The sequence below is a fragment of the Clostridium sp. 10cd* genome (assembly GCF_044336395.1).
Lineage (GTDB): Bacteria > Bacillota_I > Bacilli_A > Erysipelotrichales > Erysipelotrichaceae > Clostridium_AQ > Clostridium_AQ innocuum.
In genome coordinates, this window is record NZ_CP172347.1 from 2,877,380 (window position 1) to 2,902,265 (window position 24,886).

27 protein-coding genes are annotated in these 24,886 nt (G+C 43.9%); 12 read left to right on the plus strand and 15 right to left on the minus strand.

Annotated features, from left to right (window positions below; genetic code table 11):
- Positions 1–53 precede the first annotated feature (53 nt).
- The 3 genes from ACG3M1_RS14250 to ACG3M1_RS14260 all read left to right on the plus strand — a co-directional run bounded on the left by ACG3M1_RS14250 (position 54) and on the right by ACG3M1_RS14260 (position 2,391).
- On the plus strand, positions 54–170 hold the full coding sequence (locus tag ACG3M1_RS14250) for a tetracycline resistance determinant leader peptide (protein ID WP_001791010.1): 117 nt from the start codon (positions 54–56) through the stop codon (positions 168–170).
- A gap of 15 nt (positions 171–185) precedes the next feature.
- Positions 186–2,105: a tetracycline resistance ribosomal protection protein Tet(M) gene (gene tet(M), locus ACG3M1_RS14255; protein ID WP_002371500.1), complete on the plus strand. Its 1,920-nt coding sequence runs from the start codon at positions 186–188 to the stop codon at positions 2,103–2,105.
- Between the two features lie 118 nt (positions 2,106–2,223).
- On the plus strand, positions 2,224–2,391 hold the full coding sequence (locus tag ACG3M1_RS14260) for a cysteine-rich KTR domain-containing protein (protein WP_000336323.1): 168 nt from the start codon (positions 2,224–2,226) through the stop codon (positions 2,389–2,391).
- A 59-nt stretch (positions 2,392–2,450) separates the two neighbouring features.
- Here ACG3M1_RS14260 and ACG3M1_RS14265 read toward each other — a convergent pair whose 3' ends face one another.
- Entirely contained in the window at positions 2,451–2,804 is a 354-nt protein-coding gene (locus ACG3M1_RS14265) for a helix-turn-helix transcriptional regulator (protein ID WP_001227347.1), read from the minus strand.
- A gap of 504 nt (positions 2,805–3,308) precedes the next feature.
- Here ACG3M1_RS14265 and ACG3M1_RS14270 point away from each other — a divergent pair.
- Positions 3,309–3,731, plus strand: coding sequence for a sigma-70 family RNA polymerase sigma factor (locus tag ACG3M1_RS14270; protein WP_000804885.1), 423 nt, complete (start codon positions 3,309–3,311; stop codon positions 3,729–3,731).
- Positions 3,728–3,958 (plus strand): helix-turn-helix domain-containing protein, encoded by a 231-nt coding sequence (locus ACG3M1_RS14275; RefSeq protein ID WP_000857133.1) that lies wholly within the window; start codon positions 3,728–3,730, stop codon positions 3,956–3,958. Before ACG3M1_RS14270 ends, ACG3M1_RS14275 begins: the two co-directional genes overlap by 4 nt.
- Before the next feature lie 225 nt (positions 3,959–4,183).
- On the opposite strand, the gene ACG3M1_RS14280 is transcribed toward ACG3M1_RS14275, so the two are convergent.
- Positions 4,184–4,435, minus strand: a complete 252-nt coding sequence (locus tag ACG3M1_RS14280) for a hypothetical protein (protein WP_001845478.1) — start codon at positions 4,433–4,435, stop codon at positions 4,184–4,186.
- Here ACG3M1_RS14280 and ACG3M1_RS14285 point away from each other — a divergent pair.
- Together ACG3M1_RS14285 and ACG3M1_RS14290 are read left to right on the plus strand one after the other, a co-directional pair.
- Positions 4,419–4,622, plus strand: a complete 204-nt coding sequence (locus ACG3M1_RS14285) for an excisionase (protein WP_000814511.1) — start codon at positions 4,419–4,421, stop codon at positions 4,620–4,622. The two genes, ACG3M1_RS14280 and ACG3M1_RS14285, sit on opposite strands and share 17 nt — an antisense overlap.
- An 81-nt stretch (positions 4,623–4,703) precedes the next feature.
- The gene (locus ACG3M1_RS14290) at positions 4,704–5,921 is read left to right on the plus strand and encodes a tyrosine-type recombinase/integrase (RefSeq protein WP_001291561.1); all 1,218 of its coding nucleotides are present in this window, start codon (positions 4,704–4,706) and stop codon (positions 5,919–5,921) included.
- Between the two features lie 274 nt (positions 5,922–6,195).
- Here ACG3M1_RS14290 and ACG3M1_RS14295 read toward each other — a convergent pair whose 3' ends face one another.
- From ACG3M1_RS14295 to srtB, 9 genes are all read right to left on the minus strand, one after another.
- Positions 6,196–6,453, minus strand: coding sequence for an ATP-binding protein (locus tag ACG3M1_RS14295; protein ID WP_009270994.1), 258 nt, complete (start codon positions 6,451–6,453; stop codon positions 6,196–6,198).
- Between the two features lie 158 nt (positions 6,454–6,611).
- Entirely contained in the window at positions 6,612–8,243 is a 1,632-nt protein-coding gene (locus ACG3M1_RS14300; RefSeq protein ID WP_009270995.1) for a DAK2 domain-containing protein, read from the minus strand.
- A gap of 10 nt (positions 8,244–8,253) precedes the next feature.
- Positions 8,254–8,613, minus strand: a complete 360-nt coding sequence (locus ACG3M1_RS14305; RefSeq protein ID WP_002610499.1) for an Asp23/Gls24 family envelope stress response protein — start codon at positions 8,611–8,613, stop codon at positions 8,254–8,256.
- Positions 8,614–8,691: 78 nt separating this feature from the next.
- The gene (locus tag ACG3M1_RS14310) at positions 8,692–9,471 is read right to left on the minus strand and encodes a cell division protein FtsQ/DivIB (RefSeq protein WP_009270996.1); all 780 of its coding nucleotides are present in this window, start codon (positions 9,469–9,471) and stop codon (positions 8,692–8,694) included.
- Complete coding sequence (gene murB, locus ACG3M1_RS14315; RefSeq protein WP_009270997.1) at positions 9,459–10,361, minus strand: UDP-N-acetylmuramate dehydrogenase; 903 nt, start codon at positions 10,359–10,361, stop codon at positions 9,459–9,461. The genes ACG3M1_RS14310 and murB overlap by 13 nt, the downstream gene beginning before the upstream one ends.
- Positions 10,362–10,367: 6 nt before the next feature.
- On the minus strand, positions 10,368–11,441 hold the full coding sequence (murG, locus tag ACG3M1_RS14320; RefSeq protein WP_008817540.1) for an undecaprenyldiphospho-muramoylpentapeptide beta-N-acetylglucosaminyltransferase: 1,074 nt from the start codon (positions 11,439–11,441) through the stop codon (positions 10,368–10,370).
- 67 nt (positions 11,442–11,508) lie between these two features.
- Positions 11,509–12,591, minus strand: a complete 1,083-nt coding sequence (gene ftsW, locus ACG3M1_RS14325) for a putative lipid II flippase FtsW (protein ID WP_008817541.1) — start codon at positions 12,589–12,591, stop codon at positions 11,509–11,511.
- Between the two features lie 52 nt (positions 12,592–12,643).
- Positions 12,644–13,360: a LiaF transmembrane domain-containing protein gene (locus tag ACG3M1_RS14330; protein WP_002610493.1), complete on the minus strand. Its 717-nt coding sequence runs from the start codon at positions 13,358–13,360 to the stop codon at positions 12,644–12,646.
- Between the two features lie 80 nt (positions 13,361–13,440).
- Complete coding sequence (gene srtB, locus ACG3M1_RS14335; RefSeq protein ID WP_008728793.1) at positions 13,441–14,214, minus strand: class B sortase; 774 nt, start codon at positions 14,212–14,214, stop codon at positions 13,441–13,443.
- A gap of 136 nt (positions 14,215–14,350) precedes the next feature.
- Between srtB and ACG3M1_RS14340 the strand changes: the two genes are divergently transcribed.
- Genes ACG3M1_RS14340 through ACG3M1_RS14360 form a run of 5 tightly spaced genes read left to right on the plus strand, consistent with a single transcriptional unit; the run spans position 14,351 to position 18,204 of the window.
- Entirely contained in the window at positions 14,351–14,620 is a 270-nt protein-coding gene (locus ACG3M1_RS14340) for an autorepressor SdpR family transcription factor (RefSeq protein ID WP_002610489.1), read from the plus strand.
- Complete coding sequence (locus ACG3M1_RS14345) at positions 14,617–15,270, plus strand: SdpI family protein (protein WP_008817542.1); 654 nt, start codon at positions 14,617–14,619, stop codon at positions 15,268–15,270. Before ACG3M1_RS14340 ends, ACG3M1_RS14345 begins: the two co-directional genes overlap by 4 nt.
- A complete protein-coding gene (locus tag ACG3M1_RS14350) occupies positions 15,267–15,992 on the plus strand; it encodes an ABC transporter ATP-binding protein (RefSeq protein WP_002610485.1) in 726 nt (241 codons plus the stop codon). The genes ACG3M1_RS14345 and ACG3M1_RS14350 overlap by 4 nt, the downstream gene beginning before the upstream one ends.
- Complete coding sequence (locus ACG3M1_RS14355; RefSeq protein WP_008817544.1) at positions 15,985–17,631, plus strand: putative ABC transporter permease subunit; 1,647 nt, start codon at positions 15,985–15,987, stop codon at positions 17,629–17,631. Before ACG3M1_RS14350 ends, ACG3M1_RS14355 begins: the two co-directional genes overlap by 8 nt.
- A 12-nt stretch (positions 17,632–17,643) precedes the next feature.
- Positions 17,644–18,204: a DUF3783 domain-containing protein gene (locus ACG3M1_RS14360; RefSeq protein ID WP_022300183.1), complete on the plus strand. Its 561-nt coding sequence runs from the start codon at positions 17,644–17,646 to the stop codon at positions 18,202–18,204.
- Between the two features lie 599 nt (positions 18,205–18,803).
- Here the strand turns inward: ACG3M1_RS14360 and ACG3M1_RS14365 are convergent.
- The 4 genes from ACG3M1_RS14365 to ACG3M1_RS14380 all read right to left on the minus strand — a co-directional run bounded on the left by ACG3M1_RS14365 (position 18,804) and on the right by ACG3M1_RS14380 (position 24,836).
- A complete protein-coding gene (locus ACG3M1_RS14365; protein ID WP_008817547.1) occupies positions 18,804–20,669 on the minus strand; it encodes an ABC transporter ATP-binding protein in 1,866 nt (621 codons plus the stop codon).
- A complete protein-coding gene (locus ACG3M1_RS14370) occupies positions 20,662–22,935 on the minus strand; it encodes an ABC transporter ATP-binding protein (protein WP_008817548.1) in 2,274 nt (757 codons plus the stop codon). Before ACG3M1_RS14370 ends, ACG3M1_RS14365 begins: the two co-directional genes overlap by 8 nt.
- Positions 22,932–23,396, minus strand: a complete 465-nt coding sequence (locus ACG3M1_RS14375) for a MarR family winged helix-turn-helix transcriptional regulator (RefSeq protein WP_002610474.1) — start codon at positions 23,394–23,396, stop codon at positions 22,932–22,934. The genes ACG3M1_RS14370 and ACG3M1_RS14375 overlap by 4 nt, the downstream gene beginning before the upstream one ends.
- A gap of 174 nt (positions 23,397–23,570) precedes the next feature.
- Positions 23,571–24,836 carry a hypothetical protein gene (locus ACG3M1_RS14380; RefSeq protein ID WP_009270999.1) on the minus strand — a complete coding sequence of 422 codons (1,266 nt, stop codon included), beginning with the start codon at positions 24,834–24,836 and terminating at the stop codon, positions 23,571–23,573.
- Positions 24,837–24,886: the final 50 nt, after the last annotated feature.

The window sequence follows — 24,886 nt, forward strand, 5'->3', positions numbered from 1 at the left end:
CTTTTTTAGGAGGGCTTAGTTTTTTGTACCCAGTTTAAGAATACCTTTATCATGTGATTCTAAAGTATCCAGAGAATATCTGTATGCTTTGTATACCTATGGTTATGCATAAAAATCCCAGTGATAAAAGTATTTATCACTGGGATTTTTATGCCCTTTTGGGTTTTTGAATGGAGGAAAATCACATGAAAATTATTAATATTGGAGTTTTAGCTCATGTTGATGCAGGAAAAACTACCTTAACAGAAAGCTTATTATATAACAGTGGAGCGATTACAGAATTAGGAAGCGTGGACAAAGGTACAACGAGGACGGATAATACGCTTTTAGAACGTCAGAGAGGAATTACAATTCAGACAGGAATAACCTCTTTTCAGTGGGAAAATACGAAGGTGAACATCATAGACACGCCAGGACATATGGATTTCTTAGCAGAAGTATATCGTTCATTATCAGTTTTAGATGGGGCAATTCTACTGATTTCTGCAAAAGATGGCGTACAAGCACAAACTCGTATATTATTTCATGCACTTAGGAAAATGGGGATTCCCACAATCTTTTTTATCAATAAGATTGACCAAAATGGAATTGATTTATCAACGGTTTATCAGGATATTAAAGAGAAACTTTCTGCCGAAATTGTAATCAAACAGAAGGTAGAACTGTATCCTAATATGTGTGTGACGAACTTTACCGAATCTGAACAATGGGATACGGTAATAGAGGGAAACGATGACCTTTTAGAGAAATATATGTCCGGTAAATCATTAGAAGCATTGGAACTCGAACAAGAGGAAAGCATAAGATTTCAGAATTGTTCTCTGTTCCCTCTTTATCATGGAAGTGCAAAAAGTAATATAGGGATTGATAACCTTATAGAAGTTATTACTAATAAATTTTATTCATCAACACATCGAGGTCAGTCTGAACTTTGCGGAAATGTTTTCAAAATTGAATATACAAAAAAAAGACAACGTCTTGCATATATACGCCTTTATAGTGGAGTACTACATTTACGAGATTCGGTTAGAGTATCAGAAAAAGAAAAAATAAAAGTTACAGAAATGTATACTTCAATAAATGGTGAATTATGTAAAATCGATAAGGCTTATTCCGGGGAAATTGTTATTTTGCAGAATGAGTTTTTGAAGTTAAATAGTGTTCTTGGAGATACAAAACTATTGCCACAGAGAAAAAAGATTGAAAATCCGCACCCTCTACTACAAACAACTGTTGAACCGAGTAAACCTGAACAGAGAGAAATGTTGCTTGATGCCCTTTTGGAAATCTCAGATAGTGATCCGCTTCTACGATATTACGTGGATTCTACGACACATGAAATTATACTTTCTTTCTTAGGGAAAGTACAAATGGAAGTGATTAGTGCACTGTTGCAAGAAAAGTATCATGTGGAGATAGAACTAAAAGAGCCTACAGTCATTTATATGGAGAGACCGTTAAAAAATGCAGAATATACCATTCACATCGAAGTGCCGCCAAATCCTTTCTGGGCTTCCATTGGTTTATCTGTATCACCGCTTCCGTTGGGAAGTGGAATGCAGTATGAGAGCTCGGTTTCTCTTGGATACTTAAATCAATCGTTTCAAAATGCAGTTATGGAGGGGATACGCTATGGCTGTGAACAAGGATTGTATGGTTGGAATGTGACGGACTGTAAAATCTGTTTTAAGTATGGCTTATACTATAGCCCTGTTAGTACCCCAGCAGATTTTCGGATGCTTGCTCCTATTGTATTGGAACAAGTCTTAAAAAAAGCTGGAACAGAATTGTTAGAGCCATATCTTAGTTTTAAAATTTATGCGCCACAGGAATATCTTTCACGAGCATACAACGATGCTCCTAAATATTGTGCGAACATCGTAGACACTCAATTGAAAAATAATGAGGTCATTCTTAGTGGAGAAATCCCTGCTCGGTGTATTCAAGAATATCGTAGTGATTTAACTTTCTTTACAAATGGACGTAGTGTTTGTTTAACAGAGTTAAAAGGGTACCATGTTACTACCGGTGAACCTGTTTGCCAGCCCCGTCGTCCAAATAGTCGGATAGATAAAGTACGATATATGTTCAATAAAATAACTTAGTGTATTTTATGTTGTTATATAAATATGGTTTCTTGTTAAATAAGATGAAATATTTTTTAATAAAGATTTGAATTAAAGTGTAAAGGAGGAGATAGTTATTATAAACTACAAGTGGATATTGTGTCCTGTATGTGGAAATAAAACACGATTAAAGATAAGGGAAGATACTGAATTAAAAAAATTCCCCCTCTATTGTCCGAAATGCAGACAAGAAAATTTAATTGAAATAAAGCAGTTCAAAGTAACTGTGATTACAGAGCCAGACGCAAAGACGCAGAGCCGATAAAATGAGATTAATACAATCTCATTTTATCGGCTCTTTCCGTTATGTATGGATTCTTTTAATTAGTCTTCGATGTTTCTTGCTTCGTTGATACCGCTGGCTAAAGATTCCATTAAGGATAGTTCTTTGTCTGTAAAGCTATCCATGTATTTCTCTATCTGTAATCGTCGGGTGCTTTTTACCAAGTTATTAGCAGGTAAGAAAAATTCATCAACGGAAACATGAAGTAACGATACAAGGTCATAAAGAACTTGTATGCTGGGGTGTTGCCCTTTATTTTCAATATTAGTTAAGTACCGTGGGTCAATTTCAATCAATGCTCCCACTTGTTCACGAGTTAAACCTCGTTTCAATCGAGCTTCTTTAATGGCTAAACCAAAGGCTCTAAAATCATATTTATCTTCTTTTTTACGCATAGTAGACCACCTCTATACATTTTATTGTTCCTACTGAATTAAAAACAGGTATAGAAAAACGTGTTATATGGTTTATAGGTTTATATTTAATAAAAAGCACTACTAAACGCCAATAAAAAAAACCGTTATATGGTAGTGCTATTTACGCTGTTAAAATATTGTATATTACTTCCAAATGGCGGTTTGTTGGAGGTCAACGTCGCCATGAAGTACATCATATACAATAAATTTCCTTACATTGGGTTCTTGTCAAAAAAAGTCGTCTATCTGCAATAGATAAGTACGTCCACCAATGTGGTTTTATAAATCATATAGATAGAATAACAGAAGCATGTAAACAGAGAAATAAATCTGTTCATATGCTTTTTTGGCTATTCAGAACTTTTTTACAAAGTTTATTTATCAGTAATGCAACAAATCCCCCTTTCACATTGGGACTAAGAGTGAAAGGAGATAAACGAGCAAGGCTCACTTCCTTTCCTAGACAGAAAGGGGGTGAGAAACATGAAACCATCTTCTTTTCAGACCACAATAGAAAATCAGTTTGACTATATCTGTAAACGTGCTATGGAAGACGAGCGAAAGAATTATATGCTTTATCTTTCAAGGATTGCAAAGCGTGAGGTGTCCTTTTCGGATGTTGGCGATTATCTTGTTAGCCAGTTTGCGACAACAGATAACTATTCAACTGACTTTCAGATTTTTACACTCAATGGGTTATCAGTAGGCGTTGAAAATGATTTGTTGAGTGAAGCATTACGTGAGTTGCCAGACAAGAAACGTGAAATTCTACTGCTGTTTTACTTTATGGACATGAGCGATTCAGAAATTGCAGACCTGTTGAAATTGAACCGTTCTACTGTCTATCGGCATAGAACCAGTGGACTAGCCTTAATTAAAAAGTTTATGGAGGAATTTGAAGAATGAAAACACAATATCCTATGATTCCCTTTCCTCTCATTGTAAAGGCAACAGATGGCGATACCGAAGCGATTAACCAGATTCTACATCATTACAGAGGGTACATAACGAAGCGTTCCCTACGACTTATGAAAGATGAATATGGCAATCAAAGTATGGTCGTTGATGAAGTCTTACGTGGAAGAATGGAAACCAGACTGATTACAAAGATTTTGTCATTTGAAATTAAGTAATATCCTCTCTCCTTTCGTGGAAGCGTGCTAAACCATTCCACGCTTCCCGAACAGGGAGGTTTGTTATTCCACCAAAGCATATTGAGCTTTCAATGTGTTTTGATAGGCTAACGAGCCATTGTTCTTTGAAAACTGAATAAAAGTAATCGAATACGTTTCGATAAGAAAAGAGCCAACGGAACTAACCGCCATGACCTATCTTATAAAGATAGCGAGCGATTCATGTTAGTGATCCGAGAAGCAATCTTTAGCAGGATTGCCTGCAACGACATTCTTATCGTGATAATGATACTCCCATACAGTCAATAGTCCGAGCGTGATAAAACCGTCGCAGGCAATGAGTATGGCTACATGAGAACCATGCAGGGGTGGAACTCCCGTGAGCTTTGCTAAAGCTGTTCGATTGCTGGTAAAACAACTTTTATGAAATCCAAATAAGTGATTTGGAAAGGAGGATTTTATGAAGCAGACTGACATTCCTATTTGGGAACGTTATACCCTAACCATTGAAGAAGCGTCAAAATATTTTCGTATTGGCGAAAACAAGCTACGACGCTTGGCAGAGGAAAATAAAAATGCAAATTGGCTGATTATGAATGGCAATCGTATTCAGATTAAACGAAAACAATTTGAAAAAATTATAGATACATTGGACGCAATCTAGCGTCGCCAAAGGGTCTTGTATATGATAAAATAGTATTAAGTCGTATCAAGGCTCTTTCCATAAAGGAAAGGAGCAAATGCCATGTCAGAAAAAAGACGTGACAATAAAGGTCGAATCTTAAAGACTGGAGAGAGCCAACGAAAAGACGGAAGATACTTATACAAATATATAGATTCATTTGGAGAACCGCAATTTGTTTACTCGTGGAAACTTGTGGCTACAGACCGAGTACCAGCAGGAAAGCGTGATTGTATCTCACTTAGAGAGAAAATCGCAGAGTTACAGAAAGACATTCATGATGGTATTGATGTTGTAGGAAAGAAAATGACACTCTGCCAGCTTTACGCAAAACAGAACGCTCAAAGACCAAAGGTTAGAAAAAACACTGAAACTGGACGCAAATATCTTATGGATATTTTGAAGAAAGACAAGTTAGGTGTAAGAAGTATTGACAGTATTAAGCCATCAGACGCTAAAGAATGGGCTATTAGAATGAGTGAAAATGGTTATGCTTATCAAACCATCAATAACTACAAACGTTCTTTAAAGGCTTCATTCTATATTGCTATACAAGATGATTGTGTTCGGAAGAATCCATTTGACTTTCAACTGAAAGCAGTTCTTGATGATGATACTGTCCCTAAGACCGTACTAACAGAAGAACAGGAAGAAAAACTGTTAGCCTTTGCAAAAGCTGATAAAACCTACAGCAAAAATTATGATGAAATTCTGATACTCTTAAAAACAGGTCTTCGTATTTCAGAGTTTGGTGGTTTGACACTTCCAGATTTAGATTTTGAGAATCGTCTTGTCAATATAGACCATCAGCTATTGAGAGATACTGAAATTGGGTACTACATTGAAACACCAAAGACCAAAAGTGGCGAACGTCAAGTTCCTATGGTTGAAGAAGCCTATCAAGCATTTAAGCGAGTGTTAGCGAATCGAAAGAATGATAAGCGTGTTGAGATTGATGGATATAGTGATTTCCTCTTTCTTAATAGAAAGAACTATCCAAAAGTGGCAAGTGATTACAACGGCATGATGAAAGGTCTTGTTAAGAAATACAATAAGTATAACGAGGATAAATTGCCACACATCACTCCACATAGTTTGCGACATACATTCTGTACCAACTATGCAAATGCAGGAATGAATCCAAAGGCATTACAGTACATTATGGGACATGCTAATATAGCCATGACGCTGAACTATTACGCACATGCAACATTCGATTCTGCAATGGCAGAAATGAAACGCTTGAATAAAGAGAAGCAACAGGAGCGTCTTGTTGCTTAGTAGTACAAATGAATTTACTACTTATTTACCACTTCTGACAGCTAAGACATGAGGAAATATGCAAAGAAACGTGAAGTATCTTCCTACAGTAAAAATACTCGAAAGCACATAGAATAAGGCTTTACGAGCATTTAAGAAAATATAAAAAGATAATTAGAAATTTATACTTTGTTTATCAACAAAAAAAGTAATTATCTATATTTCTTAGAAATGAATATATTAACTTCTGTTTTGTTTCCTTAATGTTTCAATCGCAATTTTAATTGCATTATTATTAGGCTTTATCATATCCCTTCATCCCAATATCTTTTGTGCCACTTAAAGGTTGGTGCGAATCTTTAGGTTTATCTAATTTTATTTTACTTGGCAGTACTATAGCATCACCAACCACTAAAACCTCACCAATGTCTAAAAGTGGTAAATGTTCAAAAGTGCTTTTTAAAGAGTCAGGCAACAAATTTTTAATTACTCCTTTATCACATTTATTTGTTAATCTTAAAATGATAAATTTACTATTCATGATATAAGACATATCCATTCATCCTTATGTTAATAGTCTTAAAAATGAACCTATAAATAAGCACCACAACAAATAAATTTAAAGCATAAGCAATGCTACTTTATTATGCTACAGGATACAAAAAAGCCCGAATCTATCGAGCTTTTCATATCCTATTGTATTTTTGAGTACTATTCGACTCCGAGAATGAAGCTGTACACCGGCTGATTACCGCTGTTCACTTCCACTTCAACATCGTATTTATCTTCAATGTAGGAAGCAATTCCCTGTGCTTCTTCTTCTGTGATATCCTCACCATAAATCAGTGTGACGATTTCACTTTCCTCATCCACCATGGCATCGATCAGATGACGTGTCGTATCCAGCTTATCCGGATTCGATACAATGATATCCTTTTCCAGAATACCCATATAATCACCTTCACAGATTTCCATACCCTCAAAGGTGGTATCCTTAATCGCATAGGTTACCTGTCCGGTTTTCACAAGTGCAATCGCATCGCTCATTTCTGAAAGGTTCATATCAAAATCCACTTCCGGATTGAACATGATGCATGCGCTCAGCCCCTGCGGAATCGTCTTTGTCGGAATAACCTCCACATGCTGATCCTCACAAACCGAAGCAGCCTGCTGTGCCGCAAGTACAATATTGGAATTGTTCGGAAGAATGAAGATATGCTCGGCATTCACCTTGTCGATTGCCTGTACAAAATCCTCTGTGGAAGGATTCATCGTCTGCCCGCCACTGATAACATAATCAGCACGAAGCTCTGTAAACATATCCTTTAAACCATCACCGGCCGCAACCGTGATAATCGCATATTTGCTTTTCGGCTGCTGTGGCGCCTCTTCTTTTTCAACTGCAGCATTCATCATGATGTTCTCATGCTGTTCCTGCATATTTTCAACCTTCAGCTTGACAAATTCGCCATAGCGCTGCCCCATGTTCAGGGCATCTCCCGGTGTCAGTGTATGCACATGCACCTTTACGATATCATCATCCTGCACACAGACGATGGAATTACCAATGCTTGCCAGAGAATCACGCAGAGAATCCTCTCTGAAATTTTTCATACCGCGCTCAGACAGGCGAATGATGAATTCCGTACAATAACCGAATTCCTCACTTTCCATGGATGCCTGAACACCCTCGCTTGCTTCGCCAGCTTCCTCTTTCTGAATTACAGTTCCCTTCATTGCAGAAAGGAAGCCTTCAAAAATCGTCACAAGACCGGCACCGCCGCTGTCCACGACACCGACTTCCTTCAGGACAGGCAACAGCTCAGGTGTACGAATCAGAGATTCCTTGGATTCCTCCACCATCTTCTCCATTACCTGCGTTACCGTTACATCCTGTGTAGAGGTTGCATAGGCATACGTATAATCAGCCGCCTCACGCACAACGGTCAGAATCGTTCCCTCAACAGGACGCATAACCGCCTTATACGCAACACGTGATCCCTGTACCAGTGCATTGGCCAGCTGGAATCCGTTGATTTCCTTCATGCCTTCCACACCCTGATACAGACCGCGGAAAATCTGAGAGGTGATAACACCGGAGTTACCGCGTGCCCCCATCAGCAGTCCCTTGGACAATACCTTGGCGATTTCACAGACATCATCACTCGGACAAGCCAGCGCATCCTGTACACCGGCATTGAATGTCAAAGACATATTTGTTCCCGTATCACCATCCGGTACTGGGAATACGTTTAATGCATCGATTTCACTGAATTTGTTGGACAGCAGATTCGCACCGCTGGCCAGCATATCCTTAAATAAACTTCCGTTAATTGTCTCCATATGCAGTACCCTATTTCATAACCTTTACATCCTGCACATAGACATTCACTTTTTTGAATTCCAGTTCCAGGGATTTTTCAAGCATATATTTCACACGTTGCTGCACTTCGTAAACAATCTCACTGATTTTTACTCCATGAGACACTACGATGTACAGGTCCAGCTCCAGATGATCTTCCTTCTGTCGAACCACAACACCTTTTGCGTAATTTTCTTTCTTTAACAGTTCTGCGATACCGTCCTTCAGAAATTTTTGAGAAGCCATTCCGACTACTCCATAGCATTCTGTCACAACACCGCCTGCCAATGAAGCAATGGCATCAATGGAAATTTCGATATTTCCATACTGTGTACTTTTAGAGATTGACATAATATTCCTCCTTACATCTTATTTATTATACCAAAAACCGTATAGATTTCCAAGAATGTTCCTTCTTTTCTTATCTGTTTATTCTTTTTTACTGCAATTTTCGTTATGTATGGAATGCGTAGCGGCATCCGGCCATAAACAGACATTGCTTTTTTTCAGACGCTTCAGCGTCCCCAGATAATCGTTGAGCAGCGGCATGGACTCATAGGAGGTAAAAATGGTGTTGCCGTCCTGCATGATGATTTTCACCATATGCTTGTCATATGATGTTTCATACGGAACCATTTCCGATATCATCTGCACAATGGAATCCTCCACCTTCTGTTTTCCGCCAAAGCTTTTGGCAAGCTTTTTCCGCTCCGCAGCCGTAAAGCCGTCCACGAGCGGATAATTCACAATCGTATCCAGCATGGTGCTGTCGATTACCAGACTGCTTCCGTCATTCACCAATGCATAGTTTTTCCCATTATCGATATAATATCCGACAATGCTCTTTTCTTTCACTTCAATGGTAATGGCACCATCCAGTTCCTTATGTACAGTGGCAGCTTCAATCAGATCATCCTTCTCCAGCTTCCATTCCAGATAGAAGCGGGGGATGACGATATAGCGGCTGTCATAGGTCAGTCCTGCCTTTTGAAGAACCATTTGTTTCGTATAGAAGGAATTTCCTCTTACATCCAGTGATTTCACCTTTGAAAAATCACTGATAAAGTACAGCGCGGCAAGCGCGAGAGCAACCAGAAGAATCAGCAGTCGTTTCTTTCGCTTTTTCTTCCTGCGGTTCTTTTTCTTATTCTGAAGGGCCAGGTATTTCGCTTCGACGTCATCATAGAGAAGGTCGTTTATATCTTCCAATTGAATTTCTCCACTTCTGTAATCAGCTCAACACCAAAGCGGTCCTGTACTTCCTTCTGAATGACTTCTACCAGCTGTACTACATCCTCTGCCCTTGCATGATCTTCATTGACGATAAAATTCGCATGCTTTTCTGAAACCATCGCTCCGCCGATCCGTGTTCCACGCATACCGATTTCTTCAATCAGCTGCCATGCCTGATGATCCTTAGGATTGCGAAACATACTGCCGGCACACGGCTTGTCCAGCGGCTGAGAATCCATGCGGCGCTTTCTTCGGGAATCCATTAAATCACGAATTTCCTTCTGATCCCCCAGTTGCAGCTGCAGTCTTGCCCCCAGGATGATCCAGTCGCGGTGACTCTGGAATATCGAGTGGCGGTATGCGTATTCCAGCTCCTCGACGCGCATAACAACTATCGAGCGGTCCTTTAAAATGTAAACCTCTTTCAGAATCTGTGATATGTCACTTTTATAAGCACCGGCATTCATGAAAACAGCGCCCCCAAGCGTACCGGGTATGCCGCTGGCAAACTCCAGCCCGCTGAAGGATTTTTTCATCGCTTCATGTGCGAGCATGATGATGCTGGCACCCGCCTGTACCAGACAGGAGCCTTCCTCCTCGAAGAAAAAATCAGTAAAATAGCGGTCCAGACAAAGGATCGCCCCTTCATAATCATCGTCGCTGCAAAGGATATTGCTTCCCTTGCCGAATATCCGGTGCGGAATTCCTTCCTCCTCCAGAATGTCCAGTATCCGAAGCAGACACAGCTCATTCTTCGGATAAATAAAATATTTGCAAGTCCCGCCGATACGAAATGTCGTCCGCTTGGACAGCGGCACCTGGCATTCCACATCGCCATAGGACTGTAGTTTCATTTCTATATTCATCTATGTTCACCTTTTCATTTCATCGCACCAGTTCAGTATATCCTCACTCGCATTCGGTTTTCCAAGCGCTAACGAAGCGCTGTGCATGGAAGCACGCAGCAAATCATCCGACATGATGCGATCGATTGCGTTGGATAGTGCCTCCGCATTCAAATCCTTTTCCTCCAGCATGACAGCCGCCTTGTGATCAACCAGTACGCTGGCATTATAAAACTGATGGTTATGGGCAACATAGGGACTCGGAACCAGTATACTCGGTGTACCGAGTGCAGTGATTTCCGCTGCGGTTGTTGCGCCGGCACGACAGACGATCAGATCGACATGCGCCATAATATCCAGCTGTTTTACATAATCGACGACTTTTACATGCGGGGCATGAATCTGCTTACGCATCTCTTCGTAATTGTTTTTCCCTGTCACAAACAGGATCTGATACCGTTCACTCACAGCAGGCAGTGCATCCTTCATGATGGCATTGACTGATGTGGAACCCAATGACCCCATAACAACCAGGATCAGCGGCTTGTGCAGGCTCAGACCGAGTGATAAAAAGTAGTCCCTGTCAAATTTGGCATGGACCGCATTGGTTGCACGGGGATTTCCCAGCAGTCTGGTTTTTTCTCTGCCGAACTCCTCAAAGCATTTTTCATAACAGATGACGATCGCATCCATATACTTAGCAACCATTTTATTAGAAACTCCGACAATGGAGTTTTGTTCATGGATCATGGTAGCTACATGCTTATGATGTGCCGCCAGCATGACAGGTGCACTCACATAGCCTCCAAAGCCAATCGCAATATCCGGTTTAAATTCATCAATAATCCTGCAGGCTTTTCGGTAACAGTTCATCATCAGCAGCAGTGCCCTGCACTTGTTGAAGACATTTCCTGTCAGTCCGCTGGCATGCAGTCCCTGAAAGGCGTAACCATGGGACGGTACTTCACTGGCCTCCATTCGATCATCATTTCCCACAAACAATATCTCAATATCCCCATAGCGCTCTTTTGCGGCATCCGCCAGCGCCATGGCAGGATAGATATGACCTCCGGTCCCTCCAGTGGCAATCAGCATTCTCATGTAATCACTCCTTGTTTTTTATTATACCATAGGAAGACGTGTTACTGCGCAGTAAATTTTATGTTTTTCAGCTTTCATTTGCAATGCTCATCAAGAGCCCCATGCTGCCCATCATGACCACAAGCGAGCTGCCTCCGTAGGATATAAAGGGGAGGGTGATGCCTGTAACCGGAAACAGACCGACAACAACGCCCAGATTGATCATCACCTGAATGGCAAACAGCGAGATCAAGCCGATAGCGACATAGCACAGATAAGGATCACTGCTGTTTTTGGCAATTTTCACGCCCTGATAAATCACCATCAGAAATAAGGTGATAAGGATACAGCAGCCGATAAAGCCGAATTCCTCGGCGAAGATGGCAAAGATGAAATCCGTCTGCGGCTCCGGCAGATAGAAATGCTTCTGCATGCTGTTATCAAAGCCGACACCCAAAATCCCTCCCGGTGAGATAGCAAACAATGACTGTATGATCTGAAAGCCTGCCCCCAGCGGGTCCTTCCACGGATCGATAAAGGAGGTGATACGGGCAAGGCGGTAGGGCGCGGATATGATCAGTCCACCCAGACCGGCAGCCCCCAGCATACCGACTCGCACAAAATAAGAAAGCGGTGAATCCGCCGCCAGCACCATGACGACAATGGAACAGACCATAACCATGCCGCTTCCAAAATCCGGCTGCAGCAGAATCAGACCAAAGCCAAGCATGACCAGAAAGGCCGGAAACAGCAGATCGCGCTTAAAGGTTTTGATGCGGTAGCGCTTTGCCAGAAAATCCGCAACGTAAATGATGATGGCAATTTTGAAAAATTCAGATGGCTGAATCAGAAAGGAGCCGACACCAAACCAGCTGCGGCTACCGTTTCGCTGGATGCCTAGCCCCGGAATCAATACCAGAATCAGGGCGATCACACACAGGATAAACAGCTTTTTCCCGTACCTGCGAAGCTTCGTCAGGGAAATACGGCTGGCCACATACATGACAAAGACCCCAATGAGTGCAAACACGGCCTGTCTGCTCATAAAATAGGATGCATCATTGAATTTCGCGGATGCCCATACACGGGAAGAGCTGCCCACCATGATCACGCCGATGACCACCAGCAGCAGAATCAGTACGGTGAGCGTCCTGCACTTTCTGGAAAACATAACTACCACCTCTGACACAGTGTATGCCAGCAAGAAAAAAAGTAGTACCCGACTACTTTTCTCTGTATTTCCCATTCAGGATATCATCCTCGACATGCACCTTGCGCAGATTGATCGTTCCAAAGACGCAGGATACATCTACCGCAAGATCCTGTGAGCCCTCCGGATGATGCTCCACACGGGTGTTTCCGAACACATTTTCACTTTTCACGCGATAATGTATCCTGTCACTGACCAGCAGGTCGATGCTGCCAAACACCGCTTCCAGCTTCACATAGCCGCATTCCGTTAAGTCCGCATCCACAAGATCAATCATCTGCGTTCCGAAAACACTTTCCGCCTTCAGTGAATACACAATACCATGAGCATTCAGCCGTTTGTTGCCGAAATAGGTGGCACTGCGCAAATCACGGCGGCCATCCTCCTCCTGCAGGACACTGTCACTATGTTTAAACCGCAGAAAGCTGTCCCCGATGATCATACGGCAGCCGAGCAGAATCAAGCCGATTGCCACCAGCATTCCCCATGTCAGGCGAATACTGATCCAGTCATTTGCACTGCACAGCAGATATACCCCCAGAATAAAAACACAGCCGTTTCCGAAATGGAAGCCGTCCTCAAAAAAGCTGAATACTGCCGGGATGATCAGAAACAGTGTCCACCAGCCCGGGAAAAAGATGGAGAAATCCCACCAGTCCATGGCGCCTCCCAAATATCCGATTCCAACTGCCAGAAACAGCAGTCCGATAATTCTTGATTTCATATGCATCGCATGTTCTCCTTTCCATCCTGAGCATTCCGCTTTCCAAACGCAGGATTTGCTGTTTTCTCTTTAAAATGCAGCTGGCTTTATTTCTTCAATGCCCCGTCCCACTTCACAAGTCTGGCGTGCAGCAGGTAGCGCAGCTCGCTGGGCTGTCCGTCACGTTCATAGGAACAGGTGCTTAACGAAACGATGCGATCCTGTCCTTTGACCGATACCTTTCGGTTAAAATCCGAAAGCTCCCTCACCATATCCACATAGCTCTTGAAGTCCGCATCATCCGCATACTGAAGCCGGTAGGAGGCACTCGTTGCACTCGTTGAATACATACTGAATATTTCGCAGCGGTAATTCTGCTGCTCAGTGAAGATATACAGATACGGATGCTGTTCAAAAAATGCCTGCTCCTTAAACTTCTCCAGCTCGGCAAACATGGTACCGTGCTTGACATTGTGTCCGTAGATGATGGTATTGCGATCCTGAAAGGAAGCATCTGCGCCGGCATCCATAAAAATAGCACCGGCATAATTTTCCTTTTTTTCAAAGGTGTGATTCAGATAATAGGAATTATCACTTCCCTGCACGATGGGATAGGATATATCTGTATCAGGGATCAGAATCCAGCCGACAACCTCCGGATTTTTCTCCTTCAATGCCTTCCAGTCAATCGTGAAATCCTCCTTTTCCGGATTTTTGGGAACCTTGGCAACCTCCTGTACCGCATCCTTTTCCTTCCCCTCCTGATAATTCAGATAGTAGATGCTGATCAGCTTATAGGCGGAAAACAGAAAAACGGCCAGAGCGATGACGAACAGTATATCATATATAATTTTTTTCGTTTTTGACATGGGTTTCTTCATGCGGATACCTCCGTTGCTGGTTTTCATTTTACCATAGTTTATACAAAATTACTATCCATACGGAATTTGTTTGACAATCCAATCGTTCTGTTCTATACTTCATTTAGACAGTTATCGAAATGAAAGAGGTGATGCTATGGGATTTCAGGAAACCTTCAAGGCGCTGTCCGATCCGACCCGCAGAGAAATTGTAAATCTGCTAAAGGACGGCAAGCGCAGTGCCGGAGATATCGTTTCACATTTTTCAAGCACAAATGCCACGATATCCCATCATCTTTCCATTCTTAGAAAGGCTGGTCTGATTACGGATGAAAAACAAGGGAAATACATTTATTATGAGCTGAATACCAGCGTGATTGATGAAATCATCGGCTGGATCACATCCCTGAAAGGAGAAGAGCAATGAAAAAGCAAACCCTGAGTATTGCGTTTTTGATTCTGATAACGTTTCTATTCTGTCTTGTAATTCTCCCCTTCCTGCCTGCGCAGATTCCGATTCACTGGAATGCGGAGGGTGTTATCGACAATTGGTGCGACAAGCTTTTTCTGTTCCTGTTTCCTGTGCTGCAGCTCGTAATCACCGTCGGTTTCCAGTTTGTCAGAAGCACGGATCCACGCAGGAAAAACGTGGAGCGCTTTGTATCTACCTGTAACGTATTTCTAATGGTACTGTGTCTGCTTATTTTCGGCATGTGTCTGATAACTGCTATTTCCGCATGGAAGCCGGATGCTTTGGATGTTCCAATGGCGATCACGCTGGGGCTTGGTTTCCTGTTTGCCGTCATGGGCAATCTAATGCCGAAAATCCGCCAGAATTATTTTATCGGCATCAAAACTCCATGGGCACTGGAGGATGAGGATAACTGGCGCAGAACTCACCGCATGGCTGGGCGTTTATGGTTTGCGGCCGGACTGCTCATGATGCTCCTCAGTGTGCTGCCAAAGGAAATTCTGACGGGGTCTATCCTTGGACTTGCATCGGCTATGGCTCTGGTGCCCTATATCTATTCATATTCACTGTTTCGCTCAAAGCGGATGAAAGGAGAAAACAAATGATTGAAATCAAGCATGTAACAAAAATATACGGAGGTACCCACAAGGCTGTGGATGATATCTCTTTGACAATACCTACGGGAGAAATCATCGGCTTTATCGGCCCAAACGGTGCCGGCAAAACCACAACGATCAAAATGATCACGGGTGTGCTCAATCCGGATGAGGGAGAAATCCTGATCAACGGGAAAAACATCGTTAAGGAGCCGCTGGAGGCAAAAAAGGAATTCGGAATCGTTCCGGACAACGCTGATATTTTCCTGCGGTTAAAGGGGCTGGAATACCTGAATTTTATGGGAGATATCTATGAGGTTGACAGCGAGCAGCGCAAGCAGCGCATCACCTCCCTTGCGGAAACCTTCGAGATGAAGGACGCACTCAATGACCGCATTCTTTCCTATTCCCACGGTATGCGGCAGAAAATCGTCATCATGGGTGTGCTGCTTTCCGATCCAAACGTATGGATTCTGGACGAGCCGATGACCGGTCTGGATCCGCAGTCCTCCTATTCTCTGAAGGAAATGATGAAGGAGCATGCCCGCAAGGGAAACACTGTTTTCTTCTCCACCCATGTGCTGGAGGTGGCGGAGCGTTTATGCGATAAGGTTGCCATCATCAACAGGGGACGCATCGTGTTCTTCGGTACACTGGAGGAGCTGAAGCAGCTGCATCCGCAATGTGATTCTCTGGAAGCCCTGTTCATGGAGGTCATTGCCCATGCGTAAATATCTGTCTCTGACACGGGTTCTGTTAAAGAATTCCATGGGGATGATGAGCGACGGCAAATCCAAGAAGGCACTCAACGTGTTCATATATGGCGTGCTTGCAGTCTGTATGATTCCGTTAGGCTTCACGCTGTACATGATGTTCAACACTGCCATGGCACAGCTGCAGCCCCTGCAGCAGGAGGGAGCTGTTCTGGCACTGGGCTTTCACATTTCCTCACTGGTAACCTTTCTGTTTTCCATTTTTCTGATTCCCTCCATCTTTTATTTCAGCAAGGATTCCGAAACCCTGCTGGCGCTTCCGCTGCCGCCGCAGACCATTCTGAGTGCCAAATTCAGTGTGTGTCTTGTGTATGAATATGCCTTTACACTGATCGTCTGCGTACCGCTGTACATCGCCTATGCAAACAATGCTGCAATTGGTATTCCCTATATTCTACTTGCGCTGGCAATTTTCATTACCCTTCCAATCTATCCCCTCGTCCTGTCCAGCATCATCACGATGCTGCTGATGCGTTTTGTGCCGTTTTTCAAAAACCGCGACCGCTTCAATATGATTGCCGGTATCCTTTCCATTATTCTGGCCTTCGGCTTCAGCTTTGCAATGAACTCCGGTACGATTGCAGAGGATCCCAATGCGCTCATTTCGATGCTGACACAGGGGAATAATTCCATGATTTCCCTGTTCTCCAAAATATTTCCGGCCATCCCCTTTGCCGCAGAAGCACTTATCAGCAGCGATGCACTGCAGCTGGTTTACTATATACTCATCACCTGTGCTGCTCTGGCGGTCCTGGTCATTCTGGGAAAATGGCTGTACTTTAAGGGAGCCATCGGCTTCAGCGAAACAAAAAGCTCCCGCAAGGAGCTGTCCGCAAAGGATTTTGCGCGTGTCAGCCGCCACAGCAAGGTACGCACCTATTTAATTAAGGAGCTGCGTCTGCTTATCCGTACACCGGTGTATGCAATCAACTGTATCGGCATGTGTGTACTGATGCCGATCATGCTGCTGGTCATCTTTATAACAGCGGATGCGGATGTCCTGCTGCAGCAGCTTCCGGATATCACACCGTATCTGGACGGCATGCTCCCCTATGCTGTACTTGCCGGCATGGCCTCAGGCTTTCTGTTCAGTAATCTGAACATGATTTCTTCAACCGCCATATCGCGTGAGGGAACAAATATCTCCTTCATGAAATACATTCCCATGTCATTGAAGCAGCAGCTGCAGGCTAAGGTACTCAGCGGTATTCTGATGTCTGTCATCAGCATGCTGCTGACGATGGTCTGTGTATACTTCCTGCTGCCGATTTTCCCGCTAACCTGGTATTTCGCTGCCGCAGCTGCTTCCCTTATCACCATCGTACTTGGCAATTATGCCAGTCTTGCGCTGGATATCCTGCACCCCAAGCTGGTTTGGGAACAGGAGGCAGCTGCTGTTAAGCAGAATATGTCGGGAATCGTGTCCATGCTGGCAGGTATGGCTATGACGGTTGTGACCTGTGTGCTGCTCTTCATCCTGCCGGATGACTACCTTCTTTTCGGTACGGCAGGCATGGTGATTGTATGTATTGCTGTTGATGTGGTATTCTATATGCGACTGGATAGCTTTGCACAGAAGCGCTTCCATCAACTATAGGAGTGAAATGAAATGAAGAGAATACTAATATATTTTGGTGACGAGCAGCAGAAGCAGCCCATTGTGGAACAGGTACTGAAGGACATGCATGCGGATTACCGTATCCTGCAGGATGCTGATCTCAATCAGTGTGTTGCCAATTTGATGGGCCTTCCCGGATTTGATGAGATACCGGATGCGAAGCCTGCTCACCACAGCATTGACCTCATGCTGTTTGAAGATGCTTCGGATGAGGAGATTCAAAAGGTGAATGAATGTCTGCAGGCAAAGGGAACTGCCATGCAGCGAAAAGCAATGCTGACAAAGCATAACAAAGGCTGGACTTTCCATGATCTGCTTTCAGAGATCGAACGGGAGCATACCTATTTTCAAACCATGGATGCCATTCGCACCCTGCTTGTCCAAAGCAGCGAGCTGGTGATCGAAGCCTATACCCCCGCTTCCTGGAAGTCCTATGAGCAGGCCTTTTATCAGGCGTATGAATGCATGAACAGAGAATGCTCCATGGAAGAACTCAACGGGGCCTATGAAGCCCTGTCCTCCGCAAAAAAGCTGCTTGAGCCGGCAGAATAAAGCCGTCCGCAAACGGAAGTCTGCATGGAAACGGATGAGCTACAGAAATCCGGATATAAAAATGGTCAATGGATGAAATTGACCATTTTTTATCCTCTGCATGAAAGGATATCTGCATACAGCCAGGAATCCGCAAATTGCGGTTCTATTTCTGCTAATCAAAAATTGTATTGGTATACATGTCTAGCAGCTATACGCTCGAATACCGGCTACCTCTTATAAATCCATGCAAATTCGATGTACAACAGCAAAATCATCCAGGCCGTATCCAGGCCGATTGTATACCCTAATATACCGATGTATCCTTCCCTACTCTTCAAATCGCGATAATTGATAACCGGCATATATATCCGCGAAATTCTTATCAAAATAATACAAATCACCGTCTGGAGCACTTTATACCTGCTGTACAAGCACCATTGTGCAAAAAAAGCCTGAACCGCGAGATCCTTCCTCATGTACATGGAGCCATGTGAAATTCACACAAAGCAAACACTATTCCTTATGGTATCAAGCATGCAACTGCAAAAGACGATTTGTCAGAATCTCGTGACAAATCGTCTTCTTTATATTTTCTGCTCACAGATCGAAACGTCTGTTTATACTTCCTCAAACTGGGAGTTGTACAGCTTGGTATAGAAGCCATCCGCTTTCATCAGATCCTCATGATTTCCGGCTTCCACAATATCGCCATCCTTCATAACAAGAATCAGATCCGCATCCCGAATCGTAGACAAACGGTGTGCAATTACAAAGCTTGTACGGTTCTCCATCAGCTTCTCCATGCCCTTTTGAATCAGTACCTCCGTACGGGTATCGACAGAGGAGGTTGCCTCATCCAGAATGAGCACCTTGGGATCTGCAAGGAAGGCACGCGCAATGGTCAGCAGCTGTTTCTGTCCCTGCGAGATATTATTGGATTCCTCATTAATCATCGTATCATAGCCATGATCCAGCGTACGAATGAAATGATCGACATAGGCAGCATCTGCCGCAGCCATGACTTCCTCATCGGTAGCATTCAGGCGGCCATAGCGCAGATTCTCCATGACAGTTCCGTTGAACAGCCACGCATCCTGCAGCACCATACCGAACAGTGAGCGTAAATCGCTTCTGCGCATATCCGTCGTCTTAATACCGTCAATATAGATGCTGCCGCTGTTCAGCTCATAAAATCTCATGAGCAGCTTAACAATCGTCGTCTTTCCGGCACCGGTTGGTCCGACGATGGCGATTTTCTTTCCGGGCTTGATATACATGGAGAAATCATTGATGACGATTTTGTCCGGTGTATAGCCGAAGTGTACGTTTTCAAAGGTAACCTGTCCCTTGATGCTCGTTTTTCCGTTTGCATCAAAGACCTCGACCGGCTGTGTCGTTTCTTTGACCTCTTCCTCTTCTGACAGAAATTCAAACACACGTTCTGCAGCTGCGGCTGTGGACTGCAGGACATTCATCGTCTGCGCAACCTGAGATATCGGGTTGTTGAAGTTTCGGACATAGATGATGAAGGACTGGATATCACCAATCTCAATGACCCCGTTCATCGCCAGCCAGCCTCCCAGAATACATACTCCGACATAGCCGATATTTCCGACAAACATGGCAATCGGCTGCATCAATCCACTAAGAAATTGTGATTTCCATGCGGAATCATAAAGCTCATCATTGTATTCGGCAAACTGAGCAATACTCTTTTCCTCACCGTTGAAGGCCTTCATAACAATATGACCGCTGTACATCTCCTCAATGTGTCCATTCACATTTCCCAAGGAACGCTGCTGCTTTGCAAAGAATTTCTGGGAATGCTTGACAACGGTCGTAACCAGGAACAGGGACAGCGGAATGACAACCAGTGCCATCAGAGTCATCTGCCAGCTGATGGACAGCATCATGACAAGGAATCCGATAATCTGCACAATAGAGGTTATCATCTGTGCCAGAGACTGGCTCAGGGTCTGCTGTACCGTATCAATATCATTGGAAAAGCGTGACAGCACCTCACCATGAGACTGCTTATCAAAATAGGAGAATGGCAGAATGTCGATTTTCGCCGCCATCGTCTTGCGCAGATTGAAGGATACCTTCTGTGCCACACCTGCCATCATCCAGTTCTGAATGAAATTGCATAGGGTGGAAATCAGATAGATAGCAATCAGAAATAACAGAATTTCTGCGATACGGTCGAAATTGATGGATCCTGTCCCATATATTTTAGCGGTAAATCCGCTGACCAGCTCGGTTGTCGCCCTTCCCAGAATCTTTGGTCCAACGACCATAAAGACCACAGACAGTACGGCAAAGAGCATGGATACGATAATATTCAGATAATAGGGGCGCATGTAGGCAATCAGCTGCTTCATGGTGCCCTTGAAATTTTTAGCTTTTTCTGTAGGAGCGCCCGGGCCTCTGTGCCCCATCGGTCCTCGCTTCGCTGCATGTGAAGAACGGTTTTCTTTACTCATTTTCCAGTTCCTCCTTTGATAATTGACTATATGCAATCTCTTTATAGACATCGCATGACTTCATCAGCTCCTCATGGGTGCCGATGCCGGCTACCTGTCCCTTATCCAGCACAACGATGCGCTGAGCATGCATGATACTGGAAATACGCTGTGCCACCAGCAGAACCGTACTTCTGGTTTCCTGACACAATTCGTTCAGTGCCTTTCGCAGGCGGGCATCTGTTTTGAAATCCAGTGCGGAGAAGGTATCATCAAATATATAAATTTCCGGTTTTTTGACAAGCGCCCTTGCGATGGACAAGCGCTGACGCTGTCCGCCGGAAACATTCGTACCACCCTGTGCAATCGGTGCATCAAAGCGCTCCTGTTTCTCATCAATGAAGTCCAGGGCCTGTGCAATGGATGCGGCCTCTTCCATATCGGCCGTCGTCGCATCCTCTTTCGCATATTGCAGATTGCTGGCAATCGTACCGGTAAACAGAGAACCCTTCTGCGGTACATATCCGATTTTTTCACGCAGATCATGCTGAGATACCCTGCGGACATCCACACCGTCCACCAGAATACTTCCCTCTGTTACATCAAAGAAGCGCGGAACCAGATTGATGATGGTTGATTTACCGCTACCGGTACTTCCGATAAAGGCGGTTGTCTCACCCGGCTGTGCCGTAAAGCTGATATCGTGAAGAACATCCTCCTCGGCGCCCGGATAGCGGAAGCTGACATGATGGAATTCAATACAGCCGCGTTTTGCTTCATCAAAGTGCTCTGCTGTTAACGGATCGCAGATGCTCGGCTCGGTATGCAGTACCTCCATGGCACGCTGTGCAGCCGCACTCGCTCTTGGCAGCATAATGGATATCATCGTAATCATCATGAATGCCATGATAATCTGAATTGCATACTGGATAAACGCCATCATATCACCAACCTGCAATGCTCCGGAATCAATCTGATGGGAGCCGATCCATACGATCAGTATCGAGGCGCAGTTCATAATCAGCATGACCAGCGGCATCAGACATGCCATGGCACGTGTGGTGAACAAATTGGTTTTCAGAATATCACCGTTTGCTTTCGCAAATTTCTCACTCTCACATTTCTGATTATTGAAGGCACGGATGACCGGCATTCCATCCAGAATTTCACGAACGACGGAATTCAGCTTGTCCATCAGCTTCTGCAGCATCTTGAACTTCGGCATAACAAAGGCGAATGCCACCATCATGATACTCAGAATGAGCACAACGACAAGTGCGATGATCCATGTCATGGATACATTGGTATTTACAACCTTGATCACAGCACCGATACCTATGATCGGAGCATAGATGACAATACGCAGAATCATTACCAGCGCCATCTGAATCTGCTGGATATCATTGGTGGTACGTGTAATCAGCGTATTCGTGGAGAATTTATTAAATTCAGCACTGGAGAAGTGTTCAACCTTATTGAAAACATCCTTGCGCAGGTTTCTGGATACACCTGCCGCGATACGCGCTGCCAGAAAGCCGACAGCAACTGCCGCAGCCGCAGAGCCAAGCGCTACTGCCAGCATCATAAACCCGTGCTGGAACAGATAGGTATACTGTATGGCATCCACATCAACACCGATGGCCTTGTATTCATTTCGCACATAGGCTGCATTGGCAGTATCTGCGGTTTCCGCCCCCATGGCATCGGTCACCTTATTCATTTCCTGTTTCATATCCATCAGCTGCTTTGATGGCATGGTTTCCAAAACGGTGAAGATGTCCATTCCCTTCGGCAGACTGGATAGCAGCTTCATCATCTTTTTCTGTTCATCCGACAATTCCCTGCTGGATGAGGATTTTCCGCTTTTGGCCTCGGCAGCACTCTGCTCCAGCCCCATGACAGTCGTTTCCGCCTTGCGCAGAGATTCCTTTATGGTATCTCTTGTCGCACTGTCCACATCCTTCAGCTCATATACATTTTCCTTTTTCAGTATCGGATAGGCATCCAGCTGATCGTCAGTTGCTTCTTCACTTATGAGCCTTGTGTAATTGTCTGTAAAGACCTTCTGTTCCTTTTTATCCATGAACAGAACAAGCTTTTTTACTTCACTTTCACGAATTACACTCGGAACACCGTCTTCCACACCACCGGATACGATACCGACATCGACTATACTGGACATATAATCCGGCATCGCCAGCTCACACATTGCCTGCGTGAACAGCAATGCCACAATCGCCAGAATCGATAGGGCAAACGGCTTCAGATATTTACCTAATTTCGTCATTTCTGTTCTCCTTCCTCAAGCTTTTCTTTGCGTTTCTGAGAATATGCCAGTGCCTTTTCCAGTATGCGGACAAACGCATTGGCATCCTCCTCACCGAGTTCCTCAATGAATTCAACAAGACGCTCTGTCATAAAGGCTTCACAGTTTTTCATCATCCGACGGGCATCCTCGCTTACCTGAATATAGACGCTTCTGCGATCTGTATCCAAAAGAATCCGGTCCACCCACCCCTTTTTCTCAAACTGCTTTATAATCTGGGAAATCGCAGCGGGCGTGACCTGAAAATAATCACTCAGCTCGCTCATCTTTACCAGATTGCCGTCATTGAGCTTCATAATGGCATCCAGGACCATGATATCGCGATGCTTCATTTTCGGATGATCATCTTTTTTCAGCAGGTTGTCTCTGCGAAACATGTAAAATAAATGTGTAACCTTCCGGACAATATCCATCTCATCCATTGTATCACCTCTCCAATTAGTTAAGTAACTTAATAATTAACTACCTTAACTATTATATTCAAAAATACAGTGATGTCAACAAAGATACTTTACTTCACACAAAGTTCACAATGTTTCCGCTTTCACCTGAAAATAAAAAAAGAGGATTCTAAAGCGTCCTCTTTCATCTGCATATTATTCCTGTACGGCAGCCTCTGCCTGTTCAATCGTTTTCAGAAAGCTCTGTGCCTTTTCCACGTAATAAATTTTATTACCGTGTGCACATACATAGCGGAAGCAGCTTTTCGCTTCCTCCAAGTCCTTCTCAACAAAAGCAATCAGTCCCAGGTAGTATTTGAAATCCACACGCTGAAATTCAAATCCTGCTGTCGGCATCGCTTTTTCAAAAAAGCTGCGGGAGCTGGAGAAGTTTTGATCCATCAGATCCAGCTTGTTCTGGATTCCCTCCAGACACTGTGTTTTAATCATTTGCATCGGCCCGTTGTTTACTCTGGCACCGGCCTTCTCACACTCATCGTAATGATATTTCACCATACTGCGATCACCCAGCTGGTAATACGCATATGCCATCAGCGAGTGATAGGCGAAGATGAAGTTTCCTCTACCCTGCGCACTGGTTGCCAGCACATCGATTGCCAGATGCGGATCATTCAGATATACCATGCACTGTGCAAGATGCTGGGGCATCGGAAAGTTCTTTTTCCGCTTTCCTTTTTTGGCATAGGCAAAAATCGCCGTTGCACAGGCCTCGGGATTGCATTGATCATACAGCAGGGAAATAATCGGCTGCATGGACATGTTCTTCCGTTTGGTGAGCTGGAAAAACAGAATGGAATACATCATCATTGCCGCAAAGACCGCTATGAAATTCTCAACATACAGAATCACAAGCAGAACCGCAATCAACCCTGTAAAATACAGAAGGTTCATTTTCAGATTAAAGCTCCAAGCCTTTTTGCCAAGTGCTTCATACTCACTCAGATATGCATGATGCAGGCGGTAAACACGTTCCACCTCCGCAACACTGGTCACATTTTCCTTTGCGAATTCCCTGCGCCTGCCTCTGTTGGGAATGCTCAGCATGCCATACAGGCAGACAACAAGTGCCGGAAGCACAGTTACGGTACCAATCAGCTCAACGATGGTGAAGCCGCCCATAAAAAACAGCACCATGATGAGGATAAAGGGAACATTAAAGCGCTGCATGGCATAGCTCAGCAGCATGACGCCGTTGGCAAGACCGGATATGGTCAGACCGCCGATCAGATAATACATATAATCCGCTTTTACAAGCTCCCCTGCCATTTCCGCAGGGATGCTTTGCTGCATCAAAGAAACGATATACTCTCTTTGATAGCCCATAAATCCAAACAGGACTGCACCGGCCGCAAAGCTGACCAGTAAAACCACAAGATGTTTCTTACATTGATATTTCCACATACAATTACCTCTTTTAAATACTGTAACATACTATATCATAAACAAATGAA

Excerpts from the sequence above, each read along its gene's own strand:
- ACG3M1_RS14265 (WP_001227347.1), bottom strand. The coding sequence starts at position 2,804 with ATGCGTAAAAAAGAAGATAAATATGATTTTAGAGCCTTTGGTTTAGCC.
- ACG3M1_RS14270 (WP_000804885.1), top strand. The coding sequence starts at position 3,309 with ATGAAACCATCTTCTTTTCAGACCACAATAGAAAATCAGTTTGACTAT.
- ACG3M1_RS14275 (WP_000857133.1), top strand. The coding sequence starts at position 3,728 with ATGAAAACACAATATCCTATGATTCCCTTTCCTCTCATTGTAAAGGCA.
- ACG3M1_RS14285 (WP_000814511.1), top strand. The coding sequence starts at position 4,419 with ATGAAGCAGACTGACATTCCTATTTGGGAACGTTATACCCTAACCATT.
- ACG3M1_RS14280 (WP_001845478.1), bottom strand. The coding sequence starts at position 4,435 with ATGTCAGTCTGCTTCATAAAATCCTCCTTTCCAAATCACTTATTTGGA.
- ACG3M1_RS14290 (WP_001291561.1), top strand. The coding sequence starts at position 4,704 with ATGTCAGAAAAAAGACGTGACAATAAAGGTCGAATCTTAAAGACTGGA.
- ACG3M1_RS14295 (WP_009270994.1), bottom strand. The coding sequence starts at position 6,453 with ATGTCTTATATCATGAATAGTAAATTTATCATTTTAAGATTAACAAAT.
- ACG3M1_RS14300 (WP_009270995.1), bottom strand. The coding sequence starts at position 8,243 with ATGGAGACAATTAACGGAAGTTTATTTAAGGATATGCTGGCCAGCGGT.
- ACG3M1_RS14305 (WP_002610499.1), bottom strand. The coding sequence starts at position 8,613 with ATGTCAATCTCTAAAAGTACACAGTATGGAAATATCGAAATTTCCATT.
- murB (WP_009270997.1), bottom strand. The coding sequence starts at position 10,361 with ATGAATATAGAAATGAAACTACAGTCCTATGGCGATGTGGAATGCCAG.
- murG (WP_008817540.1), bottom strand. The coding sequence starts at position 11,441 with ATGAGAATGCTGATTGCCACTGGAGGGACCGGAGGTCATATCTATCCT.
- ftsW (WP_008817541.1), bottom strand. The coding sequence starts at position 12,591 with ATGTTTTCCAGAAAGTGCAGGACGCTCACCGTACTGATTCTGCTGCTG.
- ACG3M1_RS14330 (WP_002610493.1), bottom strand. The coding sequence starts at position 13,360 with ATGCATATGAAATCAAGAATTATCGGACTGCTGTTTCTGGCAGTTGGA.
- srtB (WP_008728793.1), bottom strand. The coding sequence starts at position 14,214 with ATGAAGAAACCCATGTCAAAAACGAAAAAAATTATATATGATATACTG.
- ACG3M1_RS14340 (WP_002610489.1), top strand. The coding sequence starts at position 14,351 with ATGGGATTTCAGGAAACCTTCAAGGCGCTGTCCGATCCGACCCGCAGA.
- ACG3M1_RS14345 (WP_008817542.1), top strand. The coding sequence starts at position 14,617 with ATGAAAAAGCAAACCCTGAGTATTGCGTTTTTGATTCTGATAACGTTT.
- ACG3M1_RS14350 (WP_002610485.1), top strand. The coding sequence starts at position 15,267 with ATGATTGAAATCAAGCATGTAACAAAAATATACGGAGGTACCCACAAG.
- ACG3M1_RS14355 (WP_008817544.1), top strand. The coding sequence starts at position 15,985 with ATGCGTAAATATCTGTCTCTGACACGGGTTCTGTTAAAGAATTCCATG.
- ACG3M1_RS14360 (WP_022300183.1), top strand. The coding sequence starts at position 17,644 with ATGAAGAGAATACTAATATATTTTGGTGACGAGCAGCAGAAGCAGCCC.
- ACG3M1_RS14365 (WP_008817547.1), bottom strand. The coding sequence starts at position 20,669 with ATGAGTAAAGAAAACCGTTCTTCACATGCAGCGAAGCGAGGACCGATG.
- ACG3M1_RS14370 (WP_008817548.1), bottom strand. The coding sequence starts at position 22,935 with ATGACGAAATTAGGTAAATATCTGAAGCCGTTTGCCCTATCGATTCTG.
- ACG3M1_RS14375 (WP_002610474.1), bottom strand. The coding sequence starts at position 23,396 with ATGGATGAGATGGATATTGTCCGGAAGGTTACACATTTATTTTACATG.
- ACG3M1_RS14380 (WP_009270999.1), bottom strand. The coding sequence starts at position 24,836 with ATGTGGAAATATCAATGTAAGAAACATCTTGTGGTTTTACTGGTCAGC.